Source organism: Microcystis sp. M53598_WE2 (assembly GCF_030067735.1).
Taxonomy (GTDB): domain Bacteria; phylum Cyanobacteriota; class Cyanobacteriia; order Cyanobacteriales; family Microcystaceae; genus Microcystis; species Microcystis aeruginosa.
On sequence record NZ_JASJFE010000094.1, the window covers coordinates 1 to 3,885 of the forward strand.

At 42.9% G+C, this 3,885-nt stretch carries 2 protein-coding genes and 1 pseudogene; 1 reads left to right on the forward strand and 2 read right to left on the reverse strand.

Going from position 1 to position 3,885, the window contains the following annotated elements:
- Nucleotides 1-513: pseudogene (locus PX636_RS02190) on the forward strand (DNA primase); the annotation flags it as partial.
- 12 nt (nt 514-525) lie between these two features.
- On the opposite strand, the gene PX636_RS02195 reads toward PX636_RS02190, so the two are convergent.
- Nucleotides 526-1,764, reverse strand: a complete 1,239-nt coding sequence (locus tag PX636_RS02195; protein WP_288116089.1) for a glycosyltransferase family protein — start codon at nt 1,762-1,764, stop codon at nt 526-528.
- 147 nt (nt 1,765-1,911) lie between these two features.
- Nucleotides 1,912-3,072 carry a nucleotidyltransferase family protein gene (locus PX636_RS02200; protein WP_288116090.1) on the reverse strand — a complete coding sequence of 387 codons (1,161 nt, stop codon included), beginning with the start codon at nt 3,070-3,072 and terminating at the stop codon, nt 1,912-1,914.
- Between the last annotated feature and the right edge of the window lie 813 nt (nt 3,073-3,885).

A 3,885-nucleotide genomic window follows, 5' to 3' on the forward strand; every position in this document is an offset into this window, starting at 1 on the left:
CTGGCAATCAAGAGGAAAAATATTTTAGATAAATCCGAAAAAAACAGCTCAGAAAAAGCCGAATGGTTATTATTATTAATCTATCTCCATTATCCTGAATATCGGGAAAGAATTTTAGAATCTTTGGATGAAAAAGATTTAATTTTTAATCTCCCGGATTATCGTTGGTTATGGCAAGTAATTCTAGAGTTAGAAACCCAAATTACTAAACCAAGAGATTTGATGTCAGCTTTACAGAATCATTTATTGATGATAACCACAGACAAAAACCGTGATTTTAATTCTTTATTTCACTTAAATGAACATACCAGTCAGGAAATTTTGCAGCCAGAAGAACAGATCAAAGATGCTATTATAGCTATGGAAAAAATTAGTTTAATGGAATATCGTCGCTACTGTCAAGAACAATTAATTAATTCTGGCGACAGCAATCAAAGGGAATTTTATCAGCAGGAATTTTATCAAACTGTTAATAAATTAATCGAAATTGATCCCCTCTACCAACAAGCTTAATTCTCTAATTGATTAGAAACTAGACAGTTGTTCGGCAATAATAGATACTAACTTATCCACTGCTCCTGCTTGTCCGCGCACTGCCCGCAATTTTTGCCGGATAGCCTCTAATTGTTGGGGATGTTCTAACCAAGAACTAGCCATATTTGCCACTTCTTCTGGTTGTAATTCCCCCAATAATTCCGGAACAATTTCGGCACCGGCCCAAATATTTGGCCAAGCATATAAACGCTTTTTCCGCAACATATAGAGATTAATTATCTTAGCAAATAAAGAACCCACCCCCGGCAGTTGGGCTAATAAACCGGGTAAACCGTCCCAAGTCCGCATCGCGTCTAGTTGCTGAGTCGGTAGTAAAATAATCATCGGGATTGCCAGCGCTCCTAATTCGGCAGTATTAGCACCCACCGTCGTTAAAGCTAAATGACAGCGAGAAAGCTGGTTATGGGCGGGAAAATCGGTAATTAGGTCAACTTTTACCCCCTTATCTGTTTCTAGATAGGGTTTTTCACCGTTTTTTAATTTGGCAGCACTCCAACCGGTTTTAGTGATCATCGGATTAGAGCTAGGATCGGCAAATTTCGCCAAATAAGCTAAATTTAGGGTAGGAGCGACGGGAATTAAGAATTTAGTCCGGGGATCCTGCGCGTGTATCTTTTCGGCAATGGCTAGGGTTAGGGGTACACCCTGAGCTAATTTCGAGGGTTTGGAACCAGGGAGAAGTGCAATTAAGGTAGCGTCATCAGGGGTGATAGCATTGGGCAAATCCACCATTAAATCGCCGATAACGGTAAATTTATGCTGATATTGTTGGGGAATATTATTTAATACACTTGTATTCATCACGGCAAAGCGATCGATCCCCCGATACCAACGCGCTTCCCATTCCGCATAGATAACGGTGCGATAACCCAAACGTTTACCGATGGTGAGGGCAAAAAATTGATCGCCTCCTAAAAATAAAACGATGCCCTTGGGGTGCCAATCCCAATTATCGGCGGTTTTTCCCCAGAAAAGAAAATTAAAGAATTTTTCTGGCGACTGGACTCGATCGACCTCCGGATATTTCCTAACTACTTCCGTTTCCGCCCCCATAGAATGGGTACAAGGGGAAAGAATCACCGAAATCCGCAACAGCGATCGATCTTCTGTTAAGTTTTGTCGCAATCTCTTGACAACTGGACGCACCCATGTAGATATTTCTCCTGGGCCATTAGAGAGAATGAGAAGATCAACAGGAGAATCAAACATGATATGTGGTGAGGTAGGAAGTTTTCGTTTTGGGGAGACAGTATTCAGGAGTCAGGAGACAGTATTCAGGAGACTATTTTTATTTGTTTTCCCCTCTCCCTTCTCCCTCACAACGCGCGCGAAGTGGTTTCCCTGTTGGGGTGTTGCCTACTTGCCATTGAATAAAGAACGAATTGCCTGATGTTTAGGGTGATCAAATTCTGGGGGAACCTTGCGGGTATCGGTAATCAACCAATCCAAGGCTGCCGCTTCCACATCGATCGCCGCGCCGGTTTTATCAACACAGTAGCGCCCAAAGACCAACTTATCCACCAAACGGGCCCCCGGACCGAGGCGAGAATATTCAAAAATAACGCTATTATCCACCGTCGCGCCGCCACAAATCCAACAATTCGGGCCAATCATACTCGGACCGACAATTTTCGCCCCGTCTTCAATGCGCGTCATTGCCCCGATATACACAGGTCCGGTGATATCGACTCGATCCCAGTTTACCCCCACATTTAAGCCCGTGTAGATGCCCGGTTTGACTTCGATGCCAGGGATAGCAACATTTTTAATTTTCCGGGATAACACCCCGCGAATTGCCTGCCAGTAGTCGGGGACTTTACCGATATCCACCCATTCAAAATCCATGTTTAAAGCGTAGAAAGGCGCAGCTTTAGCGACTAATTGGGGGAACAACTCGCCACCAATGTCGTATTTACTATTAGGGGGAATAAAATCAATGATTTCTGGTTCAAAAATATAGATCCCCGTGTTAATGCAGGTACTTAAAGCTTCATCGATGGCGGGTTTTTCTTGGAAACTGAGAATCCTTCCTTCCTCGTCGCTAACTACCACCCCATAACTGGACACTTCCTCTCTGGGGACGGTTTTGGTGACAATAGTAGCGATCGCTCCTTTTTCTCGATGCCATTTAACGGCTGCGGTTAAATCAAGATCAATCAGCGCATCACCACAGAGAACCACAAAAGTATCGTCAAAAAAGGGATTAAAATCTTGAATTCGTCGTAAACCGCCCGCCGATCCCAGGGCATCACCGATTAACTCTCCCTCTTCGATTCTACCCTCGAAAGAATAGCCGATATGCACCCCAAAACGCTGACCATCGCGGAAATAACTCTCAATTTCTTCGGCTAAATGACTGACATTGACCATGATCTGATCAAAGCCATGCTGTCGCAACAGTTCCAGCAAAAACTCCATCACCGGCTTTTGTAAAATCGGGATCAGGGGTTTGGGAATCGTATGGGTAATCGGACGGACACGAGTTCCTTTGCCTGCCGCCAAAATCATGGCTTTCATCGATATTTATTTCCTTTTGCGATCGAGGTTTGTAATTAAATCATGCCTAGTGTATCATTACTGGCTCGGAATCAGTAGTTATCGATCCTCTTGGGGGTACCTCGAAAAATAGATTTACTTCAGCATTGCACCGCCTGAAACCCTGATCAAACCTTGGTTTACTCTCAATTAGTGCGAAGATTTTCTCAATAAGTCCAATTGATCGAGCTACCCCTTGAGTAATTGATAACGGGAAAAAGTGAGAGATTTAACCCAGATTACACTGATGGACAAAATTAACAAATCAACTTTGCTGTAACTCATACTACTCAGTCCTCTAGGTTAAGATGATCAAAAAAACGCAAGTTTTTAAATTGATGGGCAAAAAAAGTTTAATTTTAGCCAATAACCAAGGCGTTATGTCTAGGCTACCTCGAAAAATCGAATTTTGAGGGACGGAGCGCCTTGTTAGTTCTTGAAAATAATTCCCTCTTCATCAATGTAGATCAAGGAGATTTCCTCGACCAACACTTTGTTAACAAAATCTTTTATTCGAGGTGTCCTTGAGCATTAGATCAACCTAGACTCCTTGCCTAATTTCCCCAACAATCCGGTTAACCCCAAGAAGTCTAGGCGAAAAATGGTGAGCAAAAATTTGACTACTTGAGATATTGACACTCCCGTCGCGCTTATGCGAGGGATTCTTGGTTCACTGACTCAAGTTGTCTTAGCAGGTATTTCTACCAACCAAAATAGAGCTTAAATCTCCCCAAGCGTTTAGGTCTAACGACCAGCTTCCGATATGCCCTATCGTAGCTTTTTTGAGTATATTTA

Excerpts from the sequence above, each read along its gene's own strand:
- PX636_RS02195 (WP_288116089.1), bottom strand. The coding sequence starts at position 1,764 with ATGTTTGATTCTCCTGTTGATCTTCTCATTCTCTCTAATGGCCCAGGA.
- PX636_RS02200 (WP_288116090.1), bottom strand. The coding sequence starts at position 3,072 with ATGAAAGCCATGATTTTGGCGGCAGGCAAAGGAACTCGTGTCCGTCCG.